This is a genomic window from Aliikangiella aequoris, from assembly GCF_053709105.1.
Genome location: NZ_CM132298.1, coordinates 1,210,365 through 1,237,081, shown reverse-complemented (window position 1 = coordinate 1,237,081; position 26,717 = coordinate 1,210,365). Strand labels below are relative to the sequence as shown.

The following is a 26,717-nucleotide window of genomic DNA, read 5'->3' as shown; positions in this document are numbered from 1 at the left end:
TATCTAATCTCCTAACATTATATTACTTTTAACTTGGCTATTACTTGGCTGCCCTTCACAAGTATTGATCTCACTAGAATTAGAGCTTAACACATTTATTTCAATACGATTCTCAAACAAACCTGACTCATTACTTTCTTCATCTGTCGTTATTCTTCCAATACTTTCTCCTCGAACAATTTCGCTATTCTCTGACGAGCAGAAGTAGTAAGTAGCAAGTAAATCTGGCGCATAAACCCCCTTTACAACAATCGAGTGCCTTCCAGGAGAAAGTGAAAGATAAACGTCTTTCTTCCTTTGCCCGGCAGTAGTTCTACTAACTTCGGTACCCTGATAGCTAATAGTAAATTGGTCATCCTCCAAATTCCCATTATCTCCAAAGCGCACTAACACTCTAGAGTCTATTATTGTAATGTCATACGGTTCTGATCTGACATTATTAACTTCGAGAATCAATTCTCCAGATATCGCGTTAACAGGAATTTTTATCTTTGCAACACCGTCACTGGAAAACTCCATTACAGGTATCTCAATAAAGCCACCATTCTTAGATGTTAAATAAAAACTATTTTCTGAAATAACAGGAGAAAAGCCAATCGCACTTACTTCTACTACTTGGCCAATACTACTTGGATCTGGATTCACATTACCGATCGCTACTCCCTCTCCAAAAGTGATGTAAGGCGGTTTAGAGGGCTCTTTATTTGGGTTATTCGTTCCCGCTGATGAAGCACTATCATCCCTATGAGAAACATCAACTCTTACTTTTTTTCTTCCTTGCTGATAAAAATCTTCTGCCCATGCCCCAGGAATTTTCACTTTGATTTCTCTACAATCATCACTTATGTCGTCTTCTTGAATATCTACAGATTCTATTGCATAAGAGGTATCTTCAAAGTCACTAAAAGAAAATTGCGGTATTTCATCAGAAGAGAACCAACCTCCCTCTTCAATACAATAACCGACACCTTCTATCGTAATTTCAATATCACTCCCTGTAGGCTCTACTACTGCGGGACTCATTCTCTTTATTTCAATACCCCAGGCGATATCAAAGTCAATTTTAGTTTTAACTGTCGTTAAGTCAACAATTGTTCCTGCACCTTGTGCAATTCCATCAGTTAATTTAGCAATATCATATATTAGCTCTGCTTGACCTAAAATAGGCACAGCTTTTTGAGCTGCTTGCTTTGCAGCGACTATAACAATTGCAAGCTCTAGCCTACTTACAATTACTTCTTCTACTAATTCCTTGTATAGGTTTACATCTGTAATTGAATCTACATTCATAAGAGACTCGTCAAGCGTGGCTGCCAATATAACCTTTGTTAAGGGTCCAAACTCTCCCTTTAAAAGATTTTTGACCTCCTTACCTAGCATTCCTTTTACTGTATCCCCAATGGCATCATAGTTAGAACTACTTCCGCCTTGTTGTTCGACCGTCGCAATCGCATTTATAACGTCAGGGTAGTATGCCTCAAGGACAGAATACAGATAGCTCAACTTTACTTTCTTTATAGCCCTTTTATCAGCTATTCCAGTAAACTCAAGCACCGCTTTTAATGGTCCCCACACTGCTCGTTCTAAAATAGTTCTAATCCGGAGGTCTCTAACTACCCGCGCTTGTAAGTCGTTTAAAACAATATTCCCTTCACTCTCAAAACCTGGGGTTAGAACTTCAACTCTACAATCATCAAATTTGCAAACTCGAAGGGCGACATCAGTATCTAATAACTCAAACCCCATCAGACTAAAGTAAGCAGGAGAAATGATTTTACTGTCACCAAGATTAGTAATATGATCATATTTCTTAGACTTTCCCCCAGAATCGTTACTCGTTGCGTAATCATCCGCAAGCTCGCCATCTGGTAAGCGCTTAATAACTCCCGCACTCAGATATAATTGAGTGTCATTATTTAGGTTTGTATAACCGTAAGCCGAATCATCGTAAAACCAGGTAAAATCAAAAAAACCACTACCCGTAAAAAATCGTGAGAGTTCGGTAACTTTTATGTCGTCAACTTCTTCTGGCCGAATCGTTGCTTGGAGCTCTCGGGGATTATCAGGCTCTTCCGGCACTATTTGCACTTTATTTCCCGCATGATTGACTTTGGAAAGCGCTTCTAAAGCGAGTCTGCCTCGATTATAGCTGTCTACAAACTGACCAATTAGCGAGTAAAAGTTAGCCAAATCATTGTCATTATCAAAATTAAAGTAATATGGATTTTCTTCTAGTTCTGAATAAATCGATTGATAAAGTTCTTCATAAGCTGGGCTAGCGATCATTTCAGCTAAACTAATCTCCGAGATGCTTCCACGAACCCAAGTCCAAAGTGTTGAGTCAAGAGAAATTGTTACTAGCTCATTACTCAAAATTGGCGTCGTAAAAAAATCAAAATATTCATTCCCACTTTTTAAAAATAATGCGACTTGTGGGTTAAGTGGTGGAATTGCAACTCGATTCACAACACTACTATAAAATCTTTCATAGTCACCAGCAGCATTAACATAGTAAATAGCATCTTCTGTAATAGATAAACCTTGCGGAATCTGCAGTTCAACATCTACTTTATTAAAGATTTTCGTTTTAAAACTATTACCAACCCCCCAACCATTTCTGATAGAAAAGCTTTGACTCGACACATAGTTCGGCAGCTTAAACTTTGCTTCATAACTCGAGACTAATTCAGAAATTGTTATTGCGGTGTTGGAGATTAAAAGCTCTGATGAATTGGTAAAATTCCATCCATTCACAGTTATAATTTCTCCGACCTCATAAGCATCTTTATCAGTCCCTGTTACAATTGGAACTTGTGGGTCAATTAAATCAAACTGAAATCTATTACTTAATCTGTTTTCAGCAGCATCATAGAGTGAAATAAAGGCTATAGCGTTACCACTTTGTATCTGCCTTCCTCGTGGAATATGAATTTCAATCTCATTGTCACTATCACTCATAACCCTAACATTAATAGTCTCATCGCCGAATTCGAGAATACCAACGTACTCTTTATTTGAAGTTAATCCTCCTCTTATTGCTAAATGCTTTCCTCTTAGCCCTTGGTTAGAAAGGTTATAAGCTTCTGAAAGTTGAGTGCTAACATGTTTAATTATGTAACCAGAACTGTTATTTTCTCTAGCAGCCTGCTGTAAACGACTCATATCAAACAAGTCTCTTACAGTATCATTATCATCATCTAAATCTTTGTAATCAGGAACTCCGTCATAATCAGAATCAGTGGGCTGCTGCACATTTTCAGCTTCTACAACATCAGCTAAATCGTTCCCATCAGAATCTAAATCAACAAAGTTCCCGTAAGTATCTCCATCTAAGTCATCGCCGCCTTCATCTTTATCTAACAGTCCATCCCCATCAGAGTCGTCATCCATCGCATTTGATTTATTATCCATATCTAAATCGACCATTAGGGAACCGTCAATGTCTAGCACATAAAGCTCAATTGAATCAATAATGCTATCATTATCAGAGTCAACAGCATTTACATTCGTCCCAATTGCATACTCAGTCATATCACTTAGACCGTCTCTGTCACTATCAACAAAGGCATCTATAGTGTAGTCTTGAGCTCCCTCTTGATAAGAGGACGATACAGATAAAAACAATTCATTTTGGCTTTTAGGATAAAATAAAAGAAGCGACTTGAGTACACCACTTTGCTTAAAGTAGCTTGGTTTAAATGTATCCTGAACATTCCCTTCCTTATCAAATAGATTTATTGTCGGAGCGAAATTAACTCCAGTTGCTTTAACTACAAATGAAATTGAAGAGTTAGCTTCAACTATTTCTCGTGGAAACCTAATGCTAAATGTATCAGTATCTCCGGCACTAGATAGGCTTCCTTTAATTCTTATTGGTAATATTTGACCAACTTCATTTGCTTCACTTATTAAATTATTTGACTCTTCTTCTATAATTGTAACAAACTGGCTCTTTGTCGAATCAAACGGAAAATCATCATCTTCATCAAGCACTCCGTCACCATCCTCGTCCTTATTTTCCCAAGTACCGGTTGTAGGGTCGATTATGCCGCTTCCTCCATCATTACCACCATCACCACCGTCATTGCCACCATCACCACCAGTAGGCTGGTCGGTACCAGAATCCGCAGACGGGTTATATTCACCACTACACGCGCCTACCCCTAGAGTTAACAACGCGATTACTATTAAGCTGAATAATCGTTTTTTTGAATCCAACATGGTAAGTTCCTTTTAGTCTCTTAACTTAAATTTTATTAATTCTTTTTCATTGCCTAAATGGCGTTTGCATTCGGTATGTTGCAATGCTTTGCATTGCTAATAATGGCTTACCTTGCGCTTTACCTATCGCATTGCATCTAATTTGCGCAGCGCTAGGCACAAATAATGCGCCATTAAAAAAACCACTAGCCCATTCAACAAACATATCGCCAACAACGGGAACAACAAGCTCTTCACACCAATTTACCCTTATTTTTAGAAGATTAGCGTCTTGAAGAGTCATTTTAACTTTACTATCTATGGTAACTTCCGTTGATGGCCGGTACATTAAATTGTCGTTTGGGATTTCTTTAAATTTTTTATTTTTAAGCGGATAAACGATATTCTTTGAAAACTTTTTAAAGACTTTATCACTTGGACTCAAAATATCGATATCTGCATTTAACCTTGTGGCAAGACGAGAACGAAGCGCTGCGCTTCTCATTCCGCTTGCAGAGGCATTACCTTGCATAAATAGTGGTACCATACCGTGTGAAAAAGCTCTTTGAATAGCGCCTTGACTGCCATGATTTAATGCGCCTGCTCTTGCAGCCATTTCAGTTGCGGTATTTAAGGTCGCTTTTGAACGCGAAATATAACCCCATTGAATAATGCTAAAAATCATCAGCAATAAAAACGGAAATACCACAAGAATTTCAAACATTCCCTGGCCTGTCTGTTGCTGTTTAAAATGATAATTTTTAATTGGTTGCATAATTTAGCCTGACTTTTGCAGCTCTAACAATTTCTTTAATAAAAAATCTAACTCCGCAGTTTGCTTGGAATTTATATTACTTTGCCCTTCTACCAAAGTTGCAGTTGCTTGACGTACTCTTGCCAATGCTAAGTTGTGCCAAGCTTTTGCTTGAGTCCGATCATACTCTAAGGATTTCTCATAATGGTTTATAGCTGCGTCTAACTGATTCGTTCTAAGATAAATATTACCTAGTCTAAACCAAGCTTTAGCATACCTTGGTGTAATCTTGAGCAGTTCTCTAAACTCAGCTTCTGCAAGCTGTAAATTTGCCGAACGGTAGTACTCTTCTGCTCTAGCTTCAACCTCCGCAGCATTAGACCGCGATACGCTAGGCTTAGCTGCGCAGCCTGATAAAAAAGCGAGAATAAAAACTACAATTACTTTATTCATGTACACTCCACTCAAATTTGTCACCGATTTTTATACCTAATTTTTCACTTACTTTTGCTTTTAGCTCAATTGCTACAACAGCACCAGAACAGAAAGAAACTTGCCAGGGACGTAGTTCTTTTACTATTTTTTTAATTTTATTTTGGTTACACAAATAGATAATATCTAAAGCGTAACTCATTCCAAACATATGCACTGAATTACAAGAGCTAATTAATAATCCCTGGCGATTAGTCAACTCGTCTCTTCCAAGTAAGCCCCGCATTCTTTGCCACCAAGAGCTTGCAATAAAAAGCTCATCGATCACTGGCTGACCATTAATAAAAGCAACCCGCTTAGTTAATTTACATTCCATGGATCATTTTCATCGCTATAGGAAAACCAATGACCATAAAAGTGACAGGAAATATAAATGCTATTAGAGGAAAAACCAGTTTAACGGGCGCTTCCATGGCTTTTTTCTCAGCTCTTTGAAAGCGCTCGATGCGTCGTTGATCAGCTTGTATTCTTAAGGTATCGCTTAAACTTGCACCAGTTTTTTCGGCTTGAACAAGCGCACTGACTAAATTACCGACTTCTTTTACTCTAACTCTTTCAGCCATTGCACGTAACGCATCGGTACGACTCATGCCTGCCCTTAGGTCTCGAATCACACCTTCAAACTCAGAATGAAGTGGGCCTGCAGGGCCTTTATCAACAGACTGTTGAATAGCCCCAGATAAGTTAAGCCCCGCTTGAACAGACATAGTGATATAGTCTAAGTAAGTTGGTAGATCTCTAATGATTTTTAATTTACGTTTTTGATGCAAATCATTTAAAGTAATTCTTGGTAAAAAGTATCCAAATATTGTAAGCCCAAGCAACCACCTAAAATTAATTTCTCCTAACGCGCCCATGCAAAATATAGTCATTAAAAATGCACAGATTGCTGCAACAATTCTTACCGCAAAATATTGCTCCGCCGTTAAAATGTATGAAACACCTGATAACTTTAATTTTCGTGTGCTTTTTTCAAGGTAATCAACTGGTAGTCGCTCGCCTAAGTAGTAAGCAAAAAATTGAATCATTGGCCAAAGCAGCTTTAGCATTGGCGGCAATGGATCCATAAAAATTCGCTCATACTTTGGTACTGCTGCGCGAATCTGATTTTGCGCGTAGAAGAATAAGAACATGGCCGCAGCGAACAAAAGGATAATTAAAATAGTCATACAGTCACCTACACGTCTATTGTGACAATTTTTTTAATAAAGCGATAACCGATGTACTGCATGGTCACCGCAATAGCAATTACAATCCAACCAGCGGGCTCTGTCCAAAGCCGTTGCATTGCCTCTGGTTCAATATGATTTAAAGCAAATACAATGAACGCTGGTAGCAGTGACATTACAATACCTTGAGCTTTTCCCTGTGAAGTTAGCGCAACTATTTTTCCTTCCATCTCAAGTTTTCGTCTTAAGGTATCAGCTAAACGTTCTAACATGTCTGCTAAGTTTCCACCGACTTCTTTGGAAATTTTCATTCCAGAAATAACCATCTTAACTTCTGGTTCATTTATCCGGTTCGCCATATTATCCAAACTTTCACCAAAGTCTCTTCCAATTCTAAGCTCTCTTAGAAAAAGACTGAATTCTTGACTAGTAGGCGCTGGTGAATCTGCAACCATAGTCTCTAAGGCAGATGTAAGACTACCGCCAGCTTTTAAGCTAGAAGATAACATCATTAAGGTATCTGGCATTTGGTGTAAAAAAGCTTTCTTGCGGCGATTTCTTAAAAACTGGTAAATCTTTTTAGGTGCGGCAAGCAAAATAATTGACACAATTAGTGCTGGGAACCAATTTCCTGTCAGCCACCATACCACTAAGAAGCCTAATACAATGGCGAGCAAATTAAGCTTAAATAATGTTTGCGAGTCTACAAATAAAAAAAGGTCAGTTAAGTTTTTAGACGCGGTCTCATTAAACTGCTCTTTGTAATTTTTTGCCATGACGGCTGAAACTTGCGCACCAGCAAGTACCAACAATATAGTTGCTATAAAAATAATACTAGGCACTATCCAATCAGTCATAAGCAAACTCTTTCTTACCAAATAGACTTAAATTAACTTCAACACCATTCTTAGAAAGCTCATTGTAAAATTCTGGTATAAGGCCTGTTGCTTCAAAATCACCTAATACTTTTCCTTTAGCATCAATGCCTTTTCGCTTAAACCTAAAAATTTCAGCTAATTGAACGATTCCAGACTCTATCCCAGTAACTTCACAGATTGAGGTAATTCTACGTGAACCATCTGAAAACCTAGTTTGTTGAACAATTAAGTTTACCGCTGACGCTATTTGCTCTCTTATGGCCTGAACAGGTAAATCCATGCCCGACATCATTACCATGACTTCTAGTCTAGAAATACAATCTCTTGGCTTATTGGCGTGAGCAGTGGTGAGTGAGCCATCATGCCCAGTATTCATCGCCTGCAGCATATCTAAAGCTTCGCCACTACGACACTCACCAACAACCACTCGGTCAGGGCGCATTCGTAAACAGTTTTTAACTAAATCACGAATTTCCACGGCGCCTTTTCCTTCTTGATTTGGCGGGCGAGCTTCCAATGAAACCAAGTTTGGTTGCGAGAGTTTAAGCTCGGCAGAGTCTTCAACGGTCACAATTCTTTCATCGTCTGGTATATAGCTAGACAGTACGTTCAGCAAGGTCGTTTTACCAGAACCAGTCCCTCCGGAAATCACCATGTTTTGCTTATACAAAACTGAGGTTTTTAAAAACTCCATCATTTCATAATTCATCGCACCAAAACCAACGAGATCTTCTGCTGTTAGTTTACTTTGCATAAATTTTCTTATGGTGATGCTAGGGCCTTTTAATGCTAATGGCGGAATTATCGCATTTACGCGTGAGCCATCTTTCAGGCGAGCATCAACCATAGGTGAGCTTTCATCAATTCGTCGGCCTAATGGCGTAACAATTCTCTCTATCGCACCAATTACCGCTCGGTCATCTGTAAAAGCAATATCTGATAAAAATAGTTTACCTTGCTTCTCATAGAATATTTGATCATGAGAGTTCACCATAATTTCAGAAATGTCATCATCCGCTAAGAGTTTTTCAAGTGGTCCTAAGCCAACAGTTTCATCTAACACTTCATTGGCAAGCTCATCCTTATTTATTTCTACTGGAATGCCATCGAGTTTGCTCATCACTTGAACAACTAGCTCTCGACTTTTCTCCCGTAGTAAATCATCACTCATTTCATTAACTTTAATGCGGCGTAAATCAATTTGCTTTAACAGTGCATCGTGGACTTTTTTACGCCACACATTTCGCAGTTCAGTTTGTGCTCTAGTTTCATTTTTACTAGTGCTCTGCGCTATAGAATCAATTATTGTTTGAGTTGAGCCTTGCGTATCTGCAAAGTCTTGTTTATTAGTTGATTCATTTATTGCGGGTGTCGCTGGAGCATTTTGACTAAAATTCCTTTGTGATTTTACTTGTATTAAGTAACCACCAATCACTATTTTGTCTGATTCTTTTAAAGGACCGGCATGTTTAACTTTATCGCCATTAACAACAACACCCATAGAAGTATTTGAAATATCCTCAACAAATAAACCAGACTCTTCTATTTTAATTAGCGCATGCTCTGCTGCGACTTTCATCCCATGTAGTACGACTAAATTAGACTTCGCCTTCCCTAATTTACAAAACTCTGTCGCACACCTGACTGTTCCAACATTGGTACCTTTTTTCGTGCTTAAAATAATTTCAAACATAATTAATCCAATACCGTAATGCCGGTTTGACTGCGAAAAGTTTCAATCATTTCTTGTGCTCTATTTAGCGTATTCTGACTAGAAGCTTTATCTAGCTCGACAATCGTAGGAGTTACAAAAATCACTAATTCAGTTTTATCATTTTGAAAATCTGTTGACTTAAATAACTCGCCTATAATTGGAATATCTCCCAGTAATGGAAATTTACTAATCGTTCGTGATAAAGAAGAGCTCACTAAGCCTGATAAAACTATAGTCTCGCCCTCTTTAACACCAATAACGGTATTAGTTTTACGGCTTAATAAGCCTGGTACACCCTGGATTGCAACTGAGTAATCTAAAGTACTTACTTCAGTGCTAATTGACGACTGAATATTACCTTCTCCATCGGCTACAGGCTCTATATCAAGTAGAATTCCATACTCTTTGAATTCTATTGTGTTAGTACCACCATCTTGCGGTACAGCAATTGGAAACTCTCCTCCGGCCAAAAACTCAGCTGAGTGTCCACTTCTCGTACTTAACATAGGTTCCGCTAATAACTTTGCTTCACCACTTTCTATCATTAAGTTAATGCGCGAGCTTATTCCTGAAACAATTCCAGCGTAACCAAAGTGTGCATTTTCTAATAAACTTGAACCACTCCCAGTTAATGTTTCAGCAATTTTTGAACCAAGTCCATTACCGCCATCGCTGTATACCCCAAAGTACTCGTTGGTAGTAGCAGCGCCCGCGTAGCCTGCAGCAGGCCCGCCAATAACGCTATCCCACTTAATGCCTAAGTTTTTTAAGTTTTTCTTACTAAACTCAACAACTTTTAACTCCATTTTAATCATCTTTTCAAGAGCAACTTTTTTCTGCTTAACCATTACTATTAGGTTGGGCATTAATGATTTGAGTTCTTTCAATGACTTTATTTCTACTTCTGAAGCATATCCTTCTAAAATAACAGCGCCGTTTACTTCACGCGCTGATACTTCTGGATAGTTTTTGATTAACCCTTTTACCGAAGAAATTAGAAGCGCAGGATCATCGGGTGTTACACTAATAGAAACTCTGGTTTCTCTCTCACCCTCTCGCCAAACTCTTAATTCAGTTCTCCCAGGTTTTTCGGCAATTAATAGCAAACCTTTTTCTTCAATGATTTTGGTACTAACCACATCACCCTTACCGATAGCGACACGAATAATGTTTTTTATTGGAAGCATCTTTAGCGAGCCTACATGCATTTGTACATTGGCACTTTCTAAAGCGATTGATTGAGTGCTGATAATAGCTAAAACAATTATCCATAATTGAAATTTAAAATACCGCATAATTCCCTACTAAATTTTTATTGTTCAATTAACGCTGTTTTAGTTTCCACTAACATCAGCAAGTTTTTTTAAGTCTGTAATTCTTTTATTAACTTCATCAACATCAAAAGCTTGCGTGCTACTAGCAGCGACACCTTTAGATCCTTTTCCACCAATAATAAATTCAACTTGTCGGGCAGACTTACCCGTCCTAGAATATACATCACTGGCTTCTACGAGCGTATGTTTTACTCGCTCTAAATCTTGACGGTTACGTAGCATGGCTACAAATTCACCGTCTTTTCTAGCAAGACCTATTCGAGCCGCATCTTTTAATGGAACGCCTAAGGTAACGGTACTATATTCACTACTGGCAAAATCATCAGCATCATCTACTGTTGACTCATCTATTAATTTTTGACCCGTTGCTAAAACTACTGCATTTTCTAAAATCAAAAACAAAACCGAGTCTTTGCTCTTTTGCTTTAAGGTTACTTTGTCGTTATCCGTCATTAAAAATAAATCGATTCTATCGCCAGCGGTTAACAAACCAGAGGTAGAGTTATATTCATCGACCTTTATAGTTACCGCTCTGTGACCTGATTCTAATAAATCTGAAAACTGCTCAACGCCAACACTTGAAATTTTACTATCTAAAACAGGCTTACCGGCACTAAGACTACCTGTTACGGTTCTGCCAACAAGAGATTGGAATTCAGCTGGAGAGAAAGCGCCGTCGGGCACAAATTTCTTAGGGATTTCTCGAACCACCATGTTGGAAGCGTCAATAACATCACCAGAGCCCAAGTTAAATCGGGGCACTACAACTGGCACTTTGATTTCTTTTTTACCCGTGATAGAAGAGCGAATTTCATTCTCTTTATTTTTTAAGTAGACGCTAGATAGCCACGCGGCACCCGCCGCTAACACAATAGCGACGACTAAAATAATCCAGTTTTTCTTGCCCGAATGATCACTTATTTTGTCGTTCATAAAAATTTCCTTATACTGCTGAATAAATTAAGGTAAAGGTAGCGTTGCGACTGAGTTAGCATACTTATAAGCTTCGTATTCAGTTTTCACTGCCTCAACGAGAATTTCAATTACACTCTCATTGGTATCTGGGTCACCGTCTGGAATGGGAGAAAAAAGGGCTAAAACAAGTGCGCTGCAAACGACGATATATTCAACTGTTGCTTGACCTTGGATATTCTTCTTCACTTTTAATCCTTCCATTTATCTATACCTAATCAAAAAATAAAGTTTTGGTAACAATATTTGCGCTAACTTGAGTGGCAGAATTCATTTTAGTTAAAGTCAGGTTCATCTCTTGTTTATCGTCATTTAATGCAATTACCCCACCACCGCCTTTCGGATCGAGTGAGGCAACACTGACTTCCCAGCCTTTAGCTTGAAAAGTGTCAATGTAAAAACGATAGACATCTCCTACACTTCGCTTTGAATTTAAGATTATGTAGCGACTTTTCTTACCTGTGTCATTTTCAGTAATTTCAGTAATGGCATTAGTTGAGCGAGGCTTTGGAAATCCTTTGCCGATTACAAAGTCTGGGTCAATTTGGCTTAAGTCTGAGATACCTAAATAACCTTGACTTCGGCCTAATTGACTTTGAAGTTTTGCGGTAAGCAAAAAGTCGCCTTGCTTAGAGTTTATAAAAACCCAGCCGCCGTGAGACTGCTCATCATAAAGTGAATCCGCAACGTTCTTCCATTGGTTACGAAAATGGTTTACAAGAGCTCCTTTATCTCCATCAAAAGTCAAAGCCCATGTTTTCATAGGGGTACCGTTATATTTCATATCGGTAGAAACCGCCGCAACTTCGGCATCTTTTGGTACTGGCATTGTGGGCCATTGTTTAGCTTGCAGCGTGCTAACTATCAAACTGGATAAAGTGATTCCTAAAAATACTAAATATTTCATTATTTTCTCTTCCGTAGACATCGGTTGCCACTTTGTCGACAGGTTCTTTGTTCTGGAACTTGCTCTGTATCAACTCTGCCAAACTGTAGCGAGCTACTGCGTATTTCTTTGGCAAAAGGTAGCCATCCAATACCATCTCTTACCGTATTTAAAAAGCCGACATCCAGTAAGCTACTTGGTGTTAAACCTTGCACTTTCTTTTGAGTGTCCCTTCGACCCGACGCATTCCAACCATCGCTAAGTACAAACAACTCGTCTTTAACACTTAAATCAATATCTTCGAAAGGTGCAATTCCATTTAAATTGGCAAACTTAAAGCTCACTTCGCTACCAAAGAGTCCTTTTTGATTTAGCTTAAAGCCAGCAAAATCCAATACAGACAAAATACTGCCGATAGTACTACCAAAACCAGGCGTTTTTGATTCTTTAGAAGTGATTGAAAAAAGCTGCTCCGACTTGCTCTTATTAGAAGCGCTTGAGCTTGAGCTATTGTTCTCTAGGCCAGCAATTAAATTATCTGGCTTAAATTGATGGGTTTGCTGCGTTGTTAGCATAGGGTTAATGTTTTTATCTGAACTCCAGGTTTTACTCGATAGTTTATCGTCGCTACTTAAAGCTGCGTCTTGATTAGATAAAAAACGCCAGTGGACCTCATTTTGTAACTCACTATTAGACTTAACCGCCAATTTATTTGAGCCCGACTGTTTCCAAACTGTTCGTTCCCACGCAACATATCTAGCCGCTTGTTCGCTGGCCTGTCTAGTTTCAATAAACTTAGTCAACAATGGCAGTAATATTGCGGCTACAATTAAAACACTACTGATTGCTATAATCGCTTCTACTATAGCCTGACCCTTTACTCTATTCATAAAGTTACCTATAGGAAAATTTGATTGATAAGTATTGTGGCAATGCGCCGATCGGCATTATCCGAATCAATTAAACGGGGGTACCAGTATGGACTATACAGATTACCAAACTCGATTTGTCCATCGAGCCGACGCATACTTGAAATATCATTTGGACGTTTAAAATAGGCCTGAGCTTTTCCTATGGCACTCATAGTGTCTTTTGCTAGCTCTGCATTTTCTTCTAGATTCATACGGCCCGCACCAAGCTGCACTGATTTTCCATTGGCTCCGTCACTAATCGCATGCTTGCTGGTACGTATTTTATTAGCCGACTTTGCGACCACAACTCTTAATTTCGGTGTTTCTTCAATATGACCTTCTTTTTTAAGGTCATAAAAATCTTGTAGCCCGTCATATTCTCCAACTTCATTTAAATTAGATGCAGCAAACCTTGAAGTATTGGGGTTTTTCTTCCAAGTTTCGCCCCAGATAATTTTATCTCTGCTCTTACTATACATATTAAAGTTTTCGCCGCTTCGCGCTGAAGCCCAACCAGAAGGTAACCACTCTTTCCACTTCCACCGGCATTTAAACCATTTACATTTATAGTTACCCTGCCAGATAGCAACCGTATCCATGGCAGTCCATGTTTCATCATTTTGACTTGACTCTATTAAGTCACTACCACCAGCTTTTTCTATTCTAAATGCCGGAATAAATGGAATTTTGGGTGTTGATAGCCAAGTGTAAGTTCGCCTTTTAGTGAACCTATCGCGGGAGTTATTCGTAATATCATGAAATTCTTTTTTACGTGCTTTATCGGTGCGATTATTAGAGTCTACATCAATGTTGTCACTAAAATTTAGCCAAATATCAACCGTATCGGCAGTGAGTAAAGCTGTAGAAATTGCACCAAATGAAACATCTTTATCATTCGCATCGATTACTTTTTTAGCCATTTCTATCGTTGCAATGCCCATTGCAAAGTGAAAACCTTTTTGCCCTGCGGAAATGCCGATGTTTACATAGTTGGTAAATGTCGTTGCTATTTCAAGCACTGGTTGCGCGACGCTATTAACCGCATTCATTACTTGCTTAATGGCATTGGTTATAGCGCCAACATAGGGAATCCAAGAAGTAACCGTCGCTAAATTATCCGTTGAGTTGTACATCATCTCCATCCATGAAGATAATCCAACGTACTGACCAATAGCCACATGATTAGCGACCATCGCACGGTTAGTGTAGGCTTTAAAGTTGAGATCTCTGGCAGCAAATACTGAAGCGCTATACGCCGCTGCATCTGCCGTGTTTTGTAATTGCATTTTTTCTTTGGAAAGCATTCCGGAGTTGAACGCAACGAAGATAACTAAGGAAATGGCGCCTAAAAACGCGCTAACTAAAATTAGACTTTGGCCTCTTTGACGATCCCTGTTTAACATATTACTTTCCATGCTTTAAAACGGTTAAAATATGCAAGAATGGAAAGAGCGAAACTATGCCACTCTAACCATTCACGGAACTTATAACTTAGTCGTTACCGCCGCCAGAACCCTGGTCAGCACCTTCGTTATAGTTGCCTAAGTTATACTCTTGGTTCGCTTCAACAGTAGCTGCTGTCGCTGCAGTTTGAGCCGCAGTGATTTGAGTACCAGAGTCATTACCAGAAATTTCCGTCGCTAACGCAGAAACTTGGTTTCGCATTGATTGACCAAAATAACCATAAGTACCAATTGCTGCAACTGCAATAAGAGCAACAATAATGATATATTCAGTCATACCTTGACCAAGCTGACGTTGCTTGAACTGTGAAAAGTTTTTCATCCGTTATTCCTTTTTCCGTTAGATTAGAAATGTATATTACGTCCTGAAAAGTTAGCCGCCTTGCCAACAAAAATTTTAAACAACTACAACAAAAAAACTGCTTGAACTTTTTCTAAACTCAGCGCTAATTTTTCTCGGCCATTCTCTATTTATCTCATAAATTGTTCAAGTAGATTTAAAAATTGTTTAATAAAAAAGCTAACCACTTCTCATTTTTATTTTCACTATCAACGTTAGATATATTTATTTGAGATTTGAAATTATGGTCCACCACTAAGCCCGTACATTTTCTAAGGATATTTCCACTCTTCTATCAAGGCGCAGCTTACTTTCGTTCGTTGTTTTCTGTTTAACTGCTTTTTCGCCATTGGCAACTACCTTTATCTGTTCCTCAGCAAGTTCTAATGCTTGCGCTAAATACTTTTTTACACTAAGTGCTCTTTCAAGTGACAGCTGATGATTTTCACTATCTTTACCACGAAAGTCGGCATAACCAGAAACTACAATTTGCATATCCTTAAGGTTGGCTAACTTTGGTTTTAACGACGAGATTAAATTTTTATGGTTTCTGTCTAAATTGGATCTTCCGGTCGGAAAGTAAATATCTAATAATTTGTTTTGTGCCGTTTTATTAGCTGACTCATCTATCTCCACTATCCCTATAACGGCACGAGTTTGGCTTGCTATTTCACTAGCATAAAACACAACCAAATGTGATTCAGACTCTACCACAAAGTACTCCTGAGTATCTTTTAACCCTTCTATACTAGCATTTACGAAAGATTTCCAACCGGAGACTACACCGCAATCCGTCTTTGAACATTTAAATATTGGTTGAAAATTACTAACTGACAACTGCCTCATAAAATAGTTAGCTGCAGCACTAGGAGAAACCTTTTCCGGTAGGTCATAAACAAGTTGCGTCAAATTGCCAGATACTTTTTTGGCGTTAGTAACTTCGTAAAAATAATCTGAATCAACTTCTGAATAGACTTCTGAGACCGCGCTTAAAACTACATCAACCTGAGCAAAACTTTGCTTTGTGTAGTCAAAGATAACTGATTTAGGAAAGCGTTTTAGTAAGGGGTGATCTTTAGCAGCAATAATCTCAGCATCTTTTTGTTTGAACTTCACATCATAACTTATTGCATTTGCAACAAAAATTGGTGAGGCGATAGCTAAACCGATAAAAGTCTTAACTAAAAGATTCATAAATAATTCCTTTTACTTTTTTATTGGTAATCAAAGTCAACTATTTGGCTGCAAACTACACCCAAATTAATCTAGATAAGTGCGGCACATATTAACTGTTTTAGATATTTTTTTCGCTATCTAAAACTATTTTGAAAACTACCAAATTAAAAACTGTGTTCTTGTTCACATTAAATTGCTATTAAATTTTGATACATACCTCTATTGTTTAACACTCAATTAATATTACTTCACTTTAAACTCAGACATAAACCTCAGGCATAAACCTCAGGCATAAACCTCTGACATAAACCTCTGACATAAACCTCTGACATAAACCTCTGGCATAAACCTCTGACAAAACACGCTCTATTCAAGACATCTAGTAAAGCCCTGTCTTGTTTAAATTTAACTATCAACATAAAACAAGTGCCAAGCATAAAACTAACTGAGTAGCCACTTTTATATACACAACCTAATATTGAGCTCTGCTAATCCTCCCAAATGGTCGATTTTTCTTTTTATACACAAACTCTGAAATAAATATCGCTTTTAAGCGATTTACTGTAATAAAAACTGAAATGGTGTGACTAAGCTTCTATAGAAACAGTATTTAGGGGCTACCTAGCGCGCTTTTGCGACTAGGCGCATAATTATGTAACAGCAAACAAAATAATAAGGACTCAAAAATGGACAATAATCCGAGCAGTATTTCAATACTTAACAACATATTGCTTTCTCCACAAAAAGCATTTGCCGATTTAACAGTTAATTACCCAGTGTTATTACCAATGGGTTTAGTATTAGTGCTTAACGCACTATTGGTTGTCACTTTATTTACTAACATAGACTATCAGTGGTATACCGATCACATGGTTCAACTTCAAGCAGGAGAGCTATCAAAAGCTGAACAAACCGCGACGCGGCAGGCTTTTGAAATGATGAGTCCTGGTGTTATGGCGGGAATTGGCGCCGTTAGTAGCGCTCTATTTATGGGCGTAATATTTTGTTTATTGGCATTGTATTTTGTTATTGTTTCCAACGTTACCAACGACGGCTTCCAGTTTAAACAATGGTTGTCTTTTGTGAGCTGGACCAGTATTCCTTCACTTATTGCCGTTTTAGCTTCATTTATGGTGATTTTTACCAGCAGTAACGGACAAATTGCACCTGAGTCACTTAATCCACTTAGCTTTAATGAGCTTTTCTTTGGTTTAAATGCAATATCCGGAGTAGGAAATATCTTAGCCACTAGCGATATCACCATGCTTTGGAGTATCGGATTAATGATTATAGGTTACTCCGCATGGACTAAAAAAACGATGCTCAATTCAAGTTTTATTGTATTACTGCCTTACGTCTTATATTTCGGCATTCGCTTTGCTATCGCCTAGTCATTTAAGGAAAATACAATGAAAAAGCCTTTAATCATTATTGCCATCTTAACCTTAGTCATTGGTATTCCAGTTTCTAAGAAATACTTTTCTAGTGAAAATGAAAAGCTAGTTGAAGTAGAAGCGCTCGATAAGCGCTTGATAAGAGCTTCTATCTTAGCTTCTGGACAACTTAAACATGAAGACGAAGTAAAGTTAACCAGCGAAGTTATTGGGCGAGTTAGTAAGCTGTTTGTGAAAGAAGGCGATAAAGTGATTAAAGGCCAAGTTGTATTAACCATTGATGACGAAACTTATAGAGCAGCGGTTGCGCAGCAACAAGCAGCGGTCGATCAACAGCTGGTTGCTATTGAAAAACAAAAGCTGATTGTTGAAAACTTAACTACTCAACTCAATCGAAAAAAAGCTTTGTTTAAACAAAAGCTTTTAGACAATGACGCTTACGAGCTAGCCGAACACCAATTGCAAGTTTCTAAAGTTGATTTAAAGGCGAACTTAGAAATCTTAAAGCAAGTTCAGGCGAGGCTAGACCAAGCGAAAGATCAACTCTCTAAAACAAGGATAGTCTCGCCCATCAACGGCAAGATTACCTCACTTGATATTAAAGAGGGTGAAACGGCAATCTCGAGCACAACAAATATTGCCGGCTCGGCTTTAATGACTATAGCCAACCCAAGCAGCATGTTGGCAGAAATTAATGTTGACGAAGCAGATATAGCCGATGTTCGAGTGGGTCAAAAATCAGAAATTATAGCCATTGCCTTCGATGATAAAACTATCCAAGGCGAAGTCTATTCTATTGCTTCTAGCGCAAAACAGGCCTTAGGCCGACAAAGCTTAAGTTTTGCGGTTAAATTGAAAATTACAGACGCTAATTTTAATGGCCTAAAGCCAGGTATGACTTGCCGCGCTGAAGTGTTTACGCAGGGTGACAGCGAAGTATTGGCAGTTCCAATTAAAGCAATACATACCGAGGAAGACATAGATAGTCAACAGGTTGAAAATTTTGTATTTGTGTATGAAAACGAAAAAGCTCACAAACGTAAAGTAAGCACCGGAATTTCCGATGATGAATATCAAGCAATTATAAACGGCTTAACAGATAGCGCTCAAATAATTATAGGACCAGACAAAATATTAAGACACCTAAAAGACGGTGAAGCAGTTAGTTTAGCTACTTTAACCAACCAGTCTGAGTAAAACCTTATGAGCCTTATTCAATTAAAGCAAGTATGTAAGTACTATCACATGGGTGATCAAGTCGTTAAAGCACTCGACGGAATTAATTTAACCATTCGACAGAATGAGTATTTAGCGTTTATTGGTTCTTCCGGTTCGGGCAAGTCTACCATGATGAATATTCTTGGTTGTTTAGATCAAGCCACGAGTGGCGATTACTTATTAAATAACAAGCAAGTGGCGCGGCTCACGCAAAACGAATTAGCTGAAATTCGTAATATAGAAATTGGGTTTATCTTTCAAAGTTTCAATTTACTTCCTAGAGCGACGGCACTAAGTAATGTGATGCTACCACTCGTTTACCAAGGTGTTCCGCTCAAAGAACGCCAAGCGTTAGCAACCGCAGCGCTTCAGAAAGTCAACTTAGATAATCGCATGGATCATCTCCCAAACCAGTTATCTGGCGGTCAACGACAACGAGTTGCTATTGCTAGAGCGCTTGTTACTTCACCTTCTATTTTATTAGCCGACGAACCTACCGGTAACTTAGACTCACAAACTACCGCAGATATAATGCAGTTATTTGATCAATTACATAGTGAAGGCCAAACCATTATTTTAGTTACCCATGAAGATGAAATAGCTGAGCACTGCCAACGTACTATACGGCTATCCGACGGTAAAATTGTCAGTGACCTATGCAATGATAAAAGTGAGGCTGTAAATGTTTAGCTTAATTGAAAGTTTTAGAAGTGCTATAGCCTCGGTTAAAGCGCATGGGTTTAGAAGCTTTTTGACCACATTGGGAATTATTATTGGTGTCGCTTCAACAATTGCTGTTGTCTCAGTTATTCAGGGTTTAAGTTATTCAATTAATCAACAATTTGAGGGCTTTGGCGCTAACTCAATTTCAATTAGATCAGACACGCCAAGAAGCGAGCGTTTAAAAGGTAAAATTGCACGAATAAGTGCCGATGATATTCAGCTTATAAAAGATAAAGTCGAAGGAATTAAATACATCACTCCGACGCTTGGCTCAACCGTTGGTGGAACCAACCCCGTTAAATATAAAAGTAACCAAGTATTCGCCCAAGTCACCGGTACCACTTATACCTATCAGAGTGTTCAAAATATAGATATGCAGTATGGCCGTTTTTTATCTTACGCTGATAACCAAAGCCGCAGGAAAGTTGCGGTTATAGGTGAAGAATTAAGAAAGGACTTGGACTTACCCAAAGATCCTACCGGTGAGTATATTTCTTATGCAGGCGAATGGTTAAAAGTTATTGGGTTAGCAGAGCCCAAAGGGTCGTTCTTTGGTTTTAGCCAAGATAACTTTATTGTGCTTCCTTATTCATTAATGCAAACCTTAAACGGCAATCTTTTAGAGCCAGATATATTTGTTCAGTTGCAACTTAAATCATTAGATAATTTAGAACAAACTAAAAATCACATAACACGAATTTTACGCAAACAACACAACCTATCTATTGACGATGACAATGACTTTAAAATTGAGACACCGGAACAACTGACTTCAGGTATATCAAAAGTAATCGATACTTTAACTATTGTTTTAGGTGGAATAGTTTCTATTTCATTAATCGTTGGTGGCATCGGAATAATGAATATCATGTTAGTCTCTGTTACAGAACGCACCCGAGAGATAGGAATTTGCAAAGCTATTGGTGCTAAGCGCCACCACATATTACTGCAGTTTTTAATTGAATCTATCGTTTTGTCATTATTAGGCGGGATAATTGGCGTGGCTTTAGGTTACGGTTTAGGGCTAATTGCTTCTGCTTCAATTCCTGGGTTTCCACCTGCAACCGTGCCGCTATGGGCAATAGGAGTAGCTTTTGGTTTCTCTGCTTTTGTCGGTATATTTTTTGGTATATTACCTGCAGCTAAAGCGGCAAACTTAGATCCTATAGAGGCACTTAGGTACGAATAAAAAACATTTGTACCTAAACGGTATTTTCAAGAGAACAGACTTTCCAAACAAGACTTAAGCGACTGCTAAAAGCGACTGCTAAAAGCGACTAACTATTATAAATAACAGACAATATTACCTTTAAGCTTTGCAACGCGTAGTCACATATGGCTGTCATAACTATGACATTTAGAAACCTATTAGTAAAAGTAGGTTTTCAAATCTTTTAACTTAGATAGAGCTTATTTTTGCAAGGTGGGCTTACCAGATTTGCTAGGTTCTTATTTATCACATAAAGATTAAAGACATAAAGGTTTAAGACATAAAAATTAAAAAATAAAACTTCGCTATTTTAAATAATAATGCCTAGCATGGGCTTGCGAAGCTAGGTTTTAAATTTGCGAGCAATCGTTAACTCGCTTAAATATTACTACATACACCGGCACTAAATTCTAATTTGCGAGGAGTAAGAGTGCTACTAACGGTTACTGAAGCACCCAATCAACTCTCAAACAATAACTACACCCCCAAAACGCAATTATAGAAAATAAAAAAAGCCGCTTTGGTTGCCCAAAGCGGCTTTATAAAGAAACGAGAAGTTTAAACTAGCACTTGTCGTGACGTTGCCTATCTTTAACATAAGCTATCCACGCATTAGCGCGCTGACGCCATTTGCTATATTTAGTTGCTTGTTCAAAAGTTTCTAAAGACTTTTTGCACTGACCTAAGCTAGCTTCTGCACTACCTCTAGTGAAGAAGGCTCTGCCTGTATCTTTAACACCTTTATTAAGTGCTTTATTTAACGCACTAATTGCTTTTCGCCAGTCTTCTTTTTCGGCGTATAAATCAGCTTGTGTTAAATAGTGCTCTCCATCTTCCGCTACTTCAGCAGTTCTACCATAGGCATCAATAGCTTTATCAATCTCTCTACTTACCTGGTAATTAGTGGCAATAGTTTTAAGATTACTAATTTCTGGTTTAACTAAGCCTTTATCAATGCCTTCTTTAAGGATTTCTGCTGAGCGATACGGAATCTCTTCGTAGGCAAAAAGGTTTGCTAAACTTTTATAGTCAGCCTCAGTCTCAAGACCGCCTTTTAAATATAACATCTCCATTACCGCTAAAGACTCTTTCACTCTATCTAGCTGTAAATATAGATTAGAAAGTTGACGCCAGTAAGTTTTTTCAGCAGGAAATAACTGAACCATTTCCTTTAATATTTCAGCTGAACCGCGTAAATCTTTAAGCTCATAATGCGAAACCAAAAGTACACTGTAATAGTTCTTTTTAGGTTTTGGTTCGTGCATTATTGCGTAATACGCAGGACACAAAGCCGTTTTATAATCCCCTTCTTCGGCTTTAATAACAGAATAAAGAATATAGGCATTAGCATTGTCTTTAATTGAGTATTTAAACCAATCATTCAACAAGCGCATGGTTTCAGACTTATTATCGATACCATACATAAGACTAGCAACGTTCAATCGTAAATCTTGCAAACGTTGATGGTCTAACTCACCATCACCAAACTTTAACGATTTAGTGTAATGCGGTAAAGCTTTGTCATATTTACTCTGTTGAGCATACGAACTCGCAATGTTTAAATGCACAATCGACTTAATGTAATTGTCAGAGCTTGAATCTGCTAAAGACTCAAGTGCAACAATGCCTTCGTCATACTGCTCATTTGCAATTAACTCAAGCGCACGAGTTAAACGTTTGTGAACTCTTTCTGTCATACCACGAACAGGCGGATTTTCAATTTTCTGATTTTTATTAATTAAAGGCTTGCAAGACTTTATTAAATCAGTCACTGGTAGAGAAAATGCCGTTTGCGAAATACACGCGCCGAATAGAGTTACAGCAAACAATTTAAATAATTTGTTTTTTTTCATAGTCATCACTCAACTCAGTTATTCGCCTAATTTAAATTCCATCGTATATCGCATGTTTGGCTGCTCAACAGCTTTACCATCAATAACACGAGGTTTAAATTTCCACTTGTAGATAGCTCTACGAGCATCTCTTTCGAATACTCTTTTAGGATCCGCATCGATAACTTGGACATCCTTTGGAGAACCGTCAGGCGCTACCGTGAACTCAAATCTAACCCAACCTTCTATGCCTTCCATAGCCGCTTTTCGAGGGTATTGAGGCTGAATAATTACCATAGGAATCGCATCACCATCAGATAAATTTCCTGCTTGGTTCATCGTTCCTAAGTAAGTTCCAGTATTAACAGACGCATCAAACTTGCCTAAATTTAGGTTAAGTGATCTGACTGGTTTTTGTACCTTGGCAACCTTTCGCACTTGCGGAGGCGGCGGATTTTTAGGCGGTTCTGGTGGTTTCGGTAGCCTTCTGTCTCTTATCCTAAGGTCTTCTTCAGCTTTAGGCATAACAAACTCGACTACGTTACTATCTGAGCGGCCTGGCGGCTTAAGTTCAGACTTAATTAAGTAGGACATAACAACAAAAAGCGCAAAAGTTACGCCTCCGCCTATGCCTAAACCTATTAGTATTCTTTGCATATTATATCTCCGCTGCTACAGATATATTTTTAACACCTGCAGCCTTTGCTGCGTCCATAACATCCAATAGTACGCCTGATTTAGCTAGCTCATCTGCTTGAATTACTATACTACTTTCAGGGTTCTCTAAAAGCATCGTTTCCACGGTTGTGCGAACTTCATCTTTCTCTATTTTACGTTTTTGCATATATATTTCACTATCGGCGGTAATACCAATAAATATATTTGCTTTCGGCTTCTTTTCAGCAGTCACTGCAGTTGGTTCGGTAACCGTTACACCTGACTCTTTTACAAAAGAAGTGGTAACAATAAAGAAAATAAGCATAATGAAAACGATGTCTAGCATCGGTGTCATATCAATTGCAGCTTCTTCTTCTTTTGGCTTTAAACTCTTCTTTGCCATAAATTTGGTCCTTAGCTTATTTGATCCTTAGCTTAATGATGCGGCATATGATCAGCGAGTTCTTGTGCATGCACATTCGCTGAATACTCAAGCCGCGAGCTAATAAATAATCCAGACAATGCCGCAACCATCCCAGCCATCGTAGGAATTGTCGCTTGCGTTATACCTGCTGCCATAAGTCTTGCGCTTCCAGTACCAGATAAAGCCATGATTTCAAATACATTAACCATTCCCGTAACGGTGCCAAGTAGCCCAATCATAGGACAAATAGCAACAATGGTTTTTATCACAAGAAGACCATTTTGGAGCTTCTCGTTCATTTGTGAAATCCAGGCTTCTCTAATTCTGTGAGCTTGCCACGATGTAGTGTCTTTTCTAGAGTCCCATTGCGCGATTAATAATCGCGCTTGCTTAGGATAGGTATAAGCATAAAACCAAAGACGCTCAATAATCATGGTCCACATAATAACCAAGGCGACAGCGATAACCCATAAAACGTCGCCCCCGGCTTCCATAAACCGGGAGACTGTTTCAGAAAGTTCTTGAAGAAATAGCATTAACTATGCCCCTTTTTCTTCTTGATGCTGGGCAATCAATCCTGTGCTTTGCTCTTCTAACATGTGTACTAAACCTTTAGAAATTCCAGATACAATACTGTGAGTCAGAATTAAAGGTAGCGCAGCAACAATACCAAGTACAGTTGTGATCAATGCAGATGAAATACCACCAGCCATAATCTTAGGATCACCCGTTCCGTATAACTGGATACTTTGGAAAGTTTCAATCATACCGGTTACAGTACCTAAAAGACCCATTAAAGGAGCTACAGCAGCAAATACTTTAATGATGGTAATTCCACGCTCAATACGAGGAGTCTCTTTTAAGATGGCTTCGTCAAGTTTTAGTTCTAAGTTATCAACGTCATCATCTTTATTAGCCAAGTAAACCGCCATAATACGACCTAGTGGGTTGTTTCCAGGCGTGCTAGATTTAGCTTGCTTACGCATTTTGCCGCGTAAAGCTAACAATGTAATTAATCTTTCTAAAACAAGCAGTAAACCAATCGCTAATACAACACCAATAGCCGCACCAACATAACCTGCGTAGTTCATAACACGCTCAGGCCAAGATTCACGTTTAACTTCAAGCGTTAAAATACCACCGCGCGATGGGTCGAGAGCCAAAGGCGCAACACCCGAGTTTGCAGATAAATAGTCGTCGATAAGACCAGTGATTCGGCTTGCTGGAGAACGAGTAAGCTGTTTAATATCACCAGCTGTACCGTCATAAACTAAATACTCGCCATCAGATACTAAGTTAAACGCACCAACACGAACCATGCTGCGTTGCTCTTTTTTACCTTCTGTATTGATGATTTCAGCATCAAAACGAACGGTTTTACCTTGTTCGGTCATTTCGTTTTGCATAGCAACCCAAAGGCTACGAATTTCAGGTATTTTAGGGAAAACTTTTGATTGAGCTAACTCTTCAAGTCCCTGGTGACGATTAGGATATTGCGCTGATACGACTGAACGCTTTAGTCCCGATGCCATGTTGCCAGCGATTTGACGAACCACACCAATCATTTCACCTAAAGAACCCGCTTTAATTAGCTTGGCTTCTTCTAATTCGCCCAGCTTTTTAGTGTTTGCTTCAAATTGTGCCTTTAAGCGCTCGCTTCGCTCTTCTTCACGCTTTTTCTCAGCCAAGGCTTCATTCAATAATGCACGTTGGTTGTTTCTTTCGCGTGCAAAGCGATCTTCTCTCGCTTTGTTAACATTATCTTGGCGAAGTTTATTTTGTTTTACTAACTTTAACAGCTCATCTAAGCTTTCTACTGCTGGCGCTTTTACTGCACCAGTATTTTGCTCAGCGGCGGTTGCTAGTGTTGTCGTGCCAGCTAATAAGATGGCAATCAATAGATTCTTAATTTTCATTTTTATTGAGCCTCAGTTGCTGCAGGAACAGGAAGTTTAACAAGTTCTGGACTGGCTTGCTTATTAGCCATTTTGATGCCTTGCTCAATTGAGCGAATATAAGATTCATCTAGCGCTTCAAAACGACTGCTTTGTGGATTCCAGTAGCCTGCTTTACTGCCATCTAATGTTAAATAAACCAGTAATACTCGACCGAACCTTAGAAACTCAACTTGCTGTGGCTCATTGTTACTATCGCTGATTTCACCAGTATAAGACTCAAAGCCTTCACCGTATTTTATTTCCATGTCGTAAGCTGCAAGAATATGTCGGTATTTCTCCGCAGTTGCAACGTCAGCACGTAACATATTGTTTTTTAACTTATTAGCACGATCAAGACGCTCATCACGCTTAAACGGTAAATCGAGTTCGATAAACTTTTCAAGCGATGCGATCATTTCATTCATTAATGGAACAACACCACGCTCAGTTGCATCAATGTTGTCAATTTCATCTTGAATGGTAATCATTTCTTGCTCTTGATTAGCAATTAATGCTTCTAAAGAGTCGTTATAAACCTTCAAACTTTCGATTAGACGTAGAGTATTTTTGTACTCCATTGCCATAGTTAAGGTTTGCTCTGCAAAGCGGTTAATTTTCTTCTGAGACTTGGTTGAAGTTTCGGCGATCTTAGTTTCTATATTGATCGCTGTATCTAACTTGCCTGCTGCGGATGCTGCTCCAGTACTAAGTATTGCTACTAGACCGAGAACAAATGCGCTTAGTTTTGTTGTTTTATTGCGATTAAGCATATTGTTTCCAAACTTATCTAAGGGTTAAAAACAAATCGAAATTGAATAGAAAGCCGAAGACATTCCTTTCTTTTTCGCTACGAGATTCGGTATTTTTATTGTTATCGATGTATGATTCAAGTTGCCGCGCCAATCCAGCTACAACTGACAAGATCATACAATAGTGCCGACTATAAACAGAAAATATTCATGAGTCAATCGGTTATAAAACTCCCCTTTCATGGTTTCTCAACAATTTAACTTTTCGTGCACTTATGGATTAA

Annotated in this window: 25 protein-coding genes; 4 read left to right on the top strand and 21 right to left on the bottom strand. The window is 38.5% G+C overall.

Features of this window, described 5'->3' with window-relative positions; all coding sequences use genetic code 11:
- Positions 1-3: 3 nt before the first annotated feature.
- The 15 genes from ACUR5C_RS05455 to ACUR5C_RS05385 all read right to left on the bottom strand — a co-directional run bounded on the left by ACUR5C_RS05455 (position 4) and on the right by ACUR5C_RS05385 (position 16,307).
- Positions 4-4,221 (bottom strand): IPT/TIG domain-containing protein, encoded by a 4,218-nt coding sequence (locus ACUR5C_RS05455; RefSeq protein WP_454467347.1) that lies wholly within the window; start codon positions 4,219-4,221, stop codon positions 4-6.
- Between the two features lie 46 nt (positions 4,222-4,267).
- Positions 4,268-4,975: a TadE/TadG family type IV pilus assembly protein gene (locus tag ACUR5C_RS05450; protein ID WP_454467346.1), complete on the bottom strand. Its 708-nt coding sequence runs from the start codon at positions 4,973-4,975 to the stop codon at positions 4,268-4,270.
- Positions 4,976-4,978: 3 nt separating this feature from the next.
- Positions 4,979-5,407, bottom strand: coding sequence for a tetratricopeptide repeat protein (locus ACUR5C_RS05445; RefSeq protein WP_454467345.1), 429 nt, complete (start codon positions 5,405-5,407; stop codon positions 4,979-4,981).
- Positions 5,400-5,762 carry a DUF192 domain-containing protein gene (locus tag ACUR5C_RS05440; RefSeq protein WP_454467344.1) on the bottom strand — a complete coding sequence of 121 codons (363 nt, stop codon included), beginning with the start codon at positions 5,760-5,762 and terminating at the stop codon, positions 5,400-5,402. The genes ACUR5C_RS05445 and ACUR5C_RS05440 overlap by 8 nt, the downstream gene beginning before the upstream one ends.
- On the bottom strand, positions 5,752-6,615 hold the full coding sequence (locus ACUR5C_RS05435; protein ID WP_454467343.1) for a type II secretion system F family protein: 864 nt from the start codon (positions 6,613-6,615) through the stop codon (positions 5,752-5,754). Before ACUR5C_RS05435 ends, ACUR5C_RS05440 begins: the two co-directional genes overlap by 11 nt.
- Positions 6,616-6,623: 8 nt before the next feature.
- Positions 6,624-7,472 (bottom strand): type II secretion system F family protein, encoded by an 849-nt coding sequence (locus ACUR5C_RS05430; RefSeq protein ID WP_454467342.1) that lies wholly within the window; start codon positions 7,470-7,472, stop codon positions 6,624-6,626.
- The gene (locus tag ACUR5C_RS05425) at positions 7,465-9,186 is read right to left on the bottom strand and encodes a TadA family conjugal transfer-associated ATPase (protein WP_454467341.1); all 1,722 of its coding nucleotides are present in this window, start codon (positions 9,184-9,186) and stop codon (positions 7,465-7,467) included. Before ACUR5C_RS05425 ends, ACUR5C_RS05430 begins: the two co-directional genes overlap by 8 nt.
- A gap of 2 nt (positions 9,187-9,188) precedes the next feature.
- Positions 9,189-10,502, bottom strand: a complete 1,314-nt coding sequence (locus ACUR5C_RS05420) for a type II and III secretion system protein family protein (protein ID WP_454467340.1) — start codon at positions 10,500-10,502, stop codon at positions 9,189-9,191.
- A gap of 39 nt (positions 10,503-10,541) precedes the next feature.
- A complete protein-coding gene (cpaB, locus tag ACUR5C_RS05415) occupies positions 10,542-11,474 on the bottom strand; it encodes a Flp pilus assembly protein CpaB (protein ID WP_454467339.1) in 933 nt (310 codons plus the stop codon).
- A 27-nt stretch (positions 11,475-11,501) separates the two neighbouring features.
- Entirely contained in the window at positions 11,502-11,702 is a 201-nt protein-coding gene (locus tag ACUR5C_RS05410; RefSeq protein ID WP_454467338.1) for a hypothetical protein, read from the bottom strand.
- Positions 11,703-11,727: 25 nt separating this feature from the next.
- Positions 11,728-12,420, bottom strand: coding sequence for a hypothetical protein (locus tag ACUR5C_RS05405; RefSeq protein ID WP_454467337.1), 693 nt, complete (start codon positions 12,418-12,420; stop codon positions 11,728-11,730).
- Positions 12,420-13,289 (bottom strand): hypothetical protein, encoded by an 870-nt coding sequence (locus ACUR5C_RS05400; RefSeq protein WP_454467336.1) that lies wholly within the window; start codon positions 13,287-13,289, stop codon positions 12,420-12,422. The genes ACUR5C_RS05405 and ACUR5C_RS05400 overlap by 1 nt, the downstream gene beginning before the upstream one ends.
- A gap of 8 nt (positions 13,290-13,297) precedes the next feature.
- Positions 13,298-14,713, bottom strand: coding sequence for a Tad domain-containing protein (locus tag ACUR5C_RS05395; protein ID WP_454467335.1), 1,416 nt, complete (start codon positions 14,711-14,713; stop codon positions 13,298-13,300).
- 88 nt (positions 14,714-14,801) lie between these two features.
- The gene (locus ACUR5C_RS05390; protein ID WP_454467334.1) at positions 14,802-15,095 is read right to left on the bottom strand and encodes a Flp family type IVb pilin; all 294 of its coding nucleotides are present in this window, start codon (positions 15,093-15,095) and stop codon (positions 14,802-14,804) included.
- 273 nt (positions 15,096-15,368) lie between these two features.
- Positions 15,369-16,307, bottom strand: coding sequence for an OmpA family protein (locus ACUR5C_RS05385; RefSeq protein WP_454467333.1), 939 nt, complete (start codon positions 16,305-16,307; stop codon positions 15,369-15,371).
- Between the two features lie 668 nt (positions 16,308-16,975).
- On the opposite strand from ACUR5C_RS05385, the gene ACUR5C_RS05380 reads away from it, so the two are divergent.
- Genes ACUR5C_RS05380 through ACUR5C_RS05365 form a run of 4 tightly spaced genes read left to right on the top strand, consistent with a single transcriptional unit; the run spans position 16,976 to position 20,813 of the window.
- Positions 16,976-17,680 (top strand): YIP1 family protein, encoded by a 705-nt coding sequence (locus ACUR5C_RS05380; protein ID WP_454467332.1) that lies wholly within the window; start codon positions 16,976-16,978, stop codon positions 17,678-17,680.
- An 18-nt stretch (positions 17,681-17,698) separates the two neighbouring features.
- Positions 17,699-18,880, top strand: coding sequence for an efflux RND transporter periplasmic adaptor subunit (locus ACUR5C_RS05375; protein WP_454467331.1), 1,182 nt, complete (start codon positions 17,699-17,701; stop codon positions 18,878-18,880).
- Positions 18,881-18,886: 6 nt separating this feature from the next.
- On the top strand, positions 18,887-19,591 hold the full coding sequence (locus tag ACUR5C_RS05370; RefSeq protein WP_454467330.1) for an ABC transporter ATP-binding protein: 705 nt from the start codon (positions 18,887-18,889) through the stop codon (positions 19,589-19,591).
- Positions 19,584-20,813: an ABC transporter permease gene (locus ACUR5C_RS05365; RefSeq protein WP_454467329.1), complete on the top strand. Its 1,230-nt coding sequence runs from the start codon at positions 19,584-19,586 to the stop codon at positions 20,811-20,813. The genes ACUR5C_RS05370 and ACUR5C_RS05365 overlap by 8 nt, the downstream gene beginning before the upstream one ends.
- A 584-nt stretch (positions 20,814-21,397) precedes the next feature.
- Here ACUR5C_RS05365 and ACUR5C_RS05360 read toward each other — a convergent pair.
- The 6 genes from ACUR5C_RS05360 to ACUR5C_RS05335 are packed head-to-tail and all read right to left on the bottom strand — an operon-like array spanning position 21,398 to position 26,454.
- A complete protein-coding gene (locus ACUR5C_RS05360) occupies positions 21,398-22,687 on the bottom strand; it encodes a tetratricopeptide repeat protein (protein WP_454467328.1) in 1,290 nt (429 codons plus the stop codon).
- A gap of 18 nt (positions 22,688-22,705) precedes the next feature.
- Positions 22,706-23,323: an energy transducer TonB gene (locus ACUR5C_RS05355; RefSeq protein WP_454467327.1), complete on the bottom strand. Its 618-nt coding sequence runs from the start codon at positions 23,321-23,323 to the stop codon at positions 22,706-22,708.
- A 1-nt stretch (position 23,324) separates the two neighbouring features.
- Complete coding sequence (locus ACUR5C_RS05350; protein WP_454467326.1) at positions 23,325-23,726, bottom strand: ExbD/TolR family protein; 402 nt, start codon at positions 23,724-23,726, stop codon at positions 23,325-23,327.
- Positions 23,727-23,758: 32 nt separating this feature from the next.
- Positions 23,759-24,283, bottom strand: coding sequence for a MotA/TolQ/ExbB proton channel family protein (locus ACUR5C_RS05345; RefSeq protein ID WP_454467325.1), 525 nt, complete (start codon positions 24,281-24,283; stop codon positions 23,759-23,761).
- A 3-nt stretch (positions 24,284-24,286) separates the two neighbouring features.
- Positions 24,287-25,663 carry a MotA/TolQ/ExbB proton channel family protein gene (locus ACUR5C_RS05340; protein WP_454467324.1) on the bottom strand — a complete coding sequence of 459 codons (1,377 nt, stop codon included), beginning with the start codon at positions 25,661-25,663 and terminating at the stop codon, positions 24,287-24,289.
- A gap of 2 nt (positions 25,664-25,665) precedes the next feature.
- Positions 25,666-26,454 (bottom strand): DUF3450 domain-containing protein, encoded by a 789-nt coding sequence (locus ACUR5C_RS05335; RefSeq protein ID WP_454467323.1) that lies wholly within the window; start codon positions 26,452-26,454, stop codon positions 25,666-25,668.
- Positions 26,455-26,717: the final 263 nt, after the last annotated feature.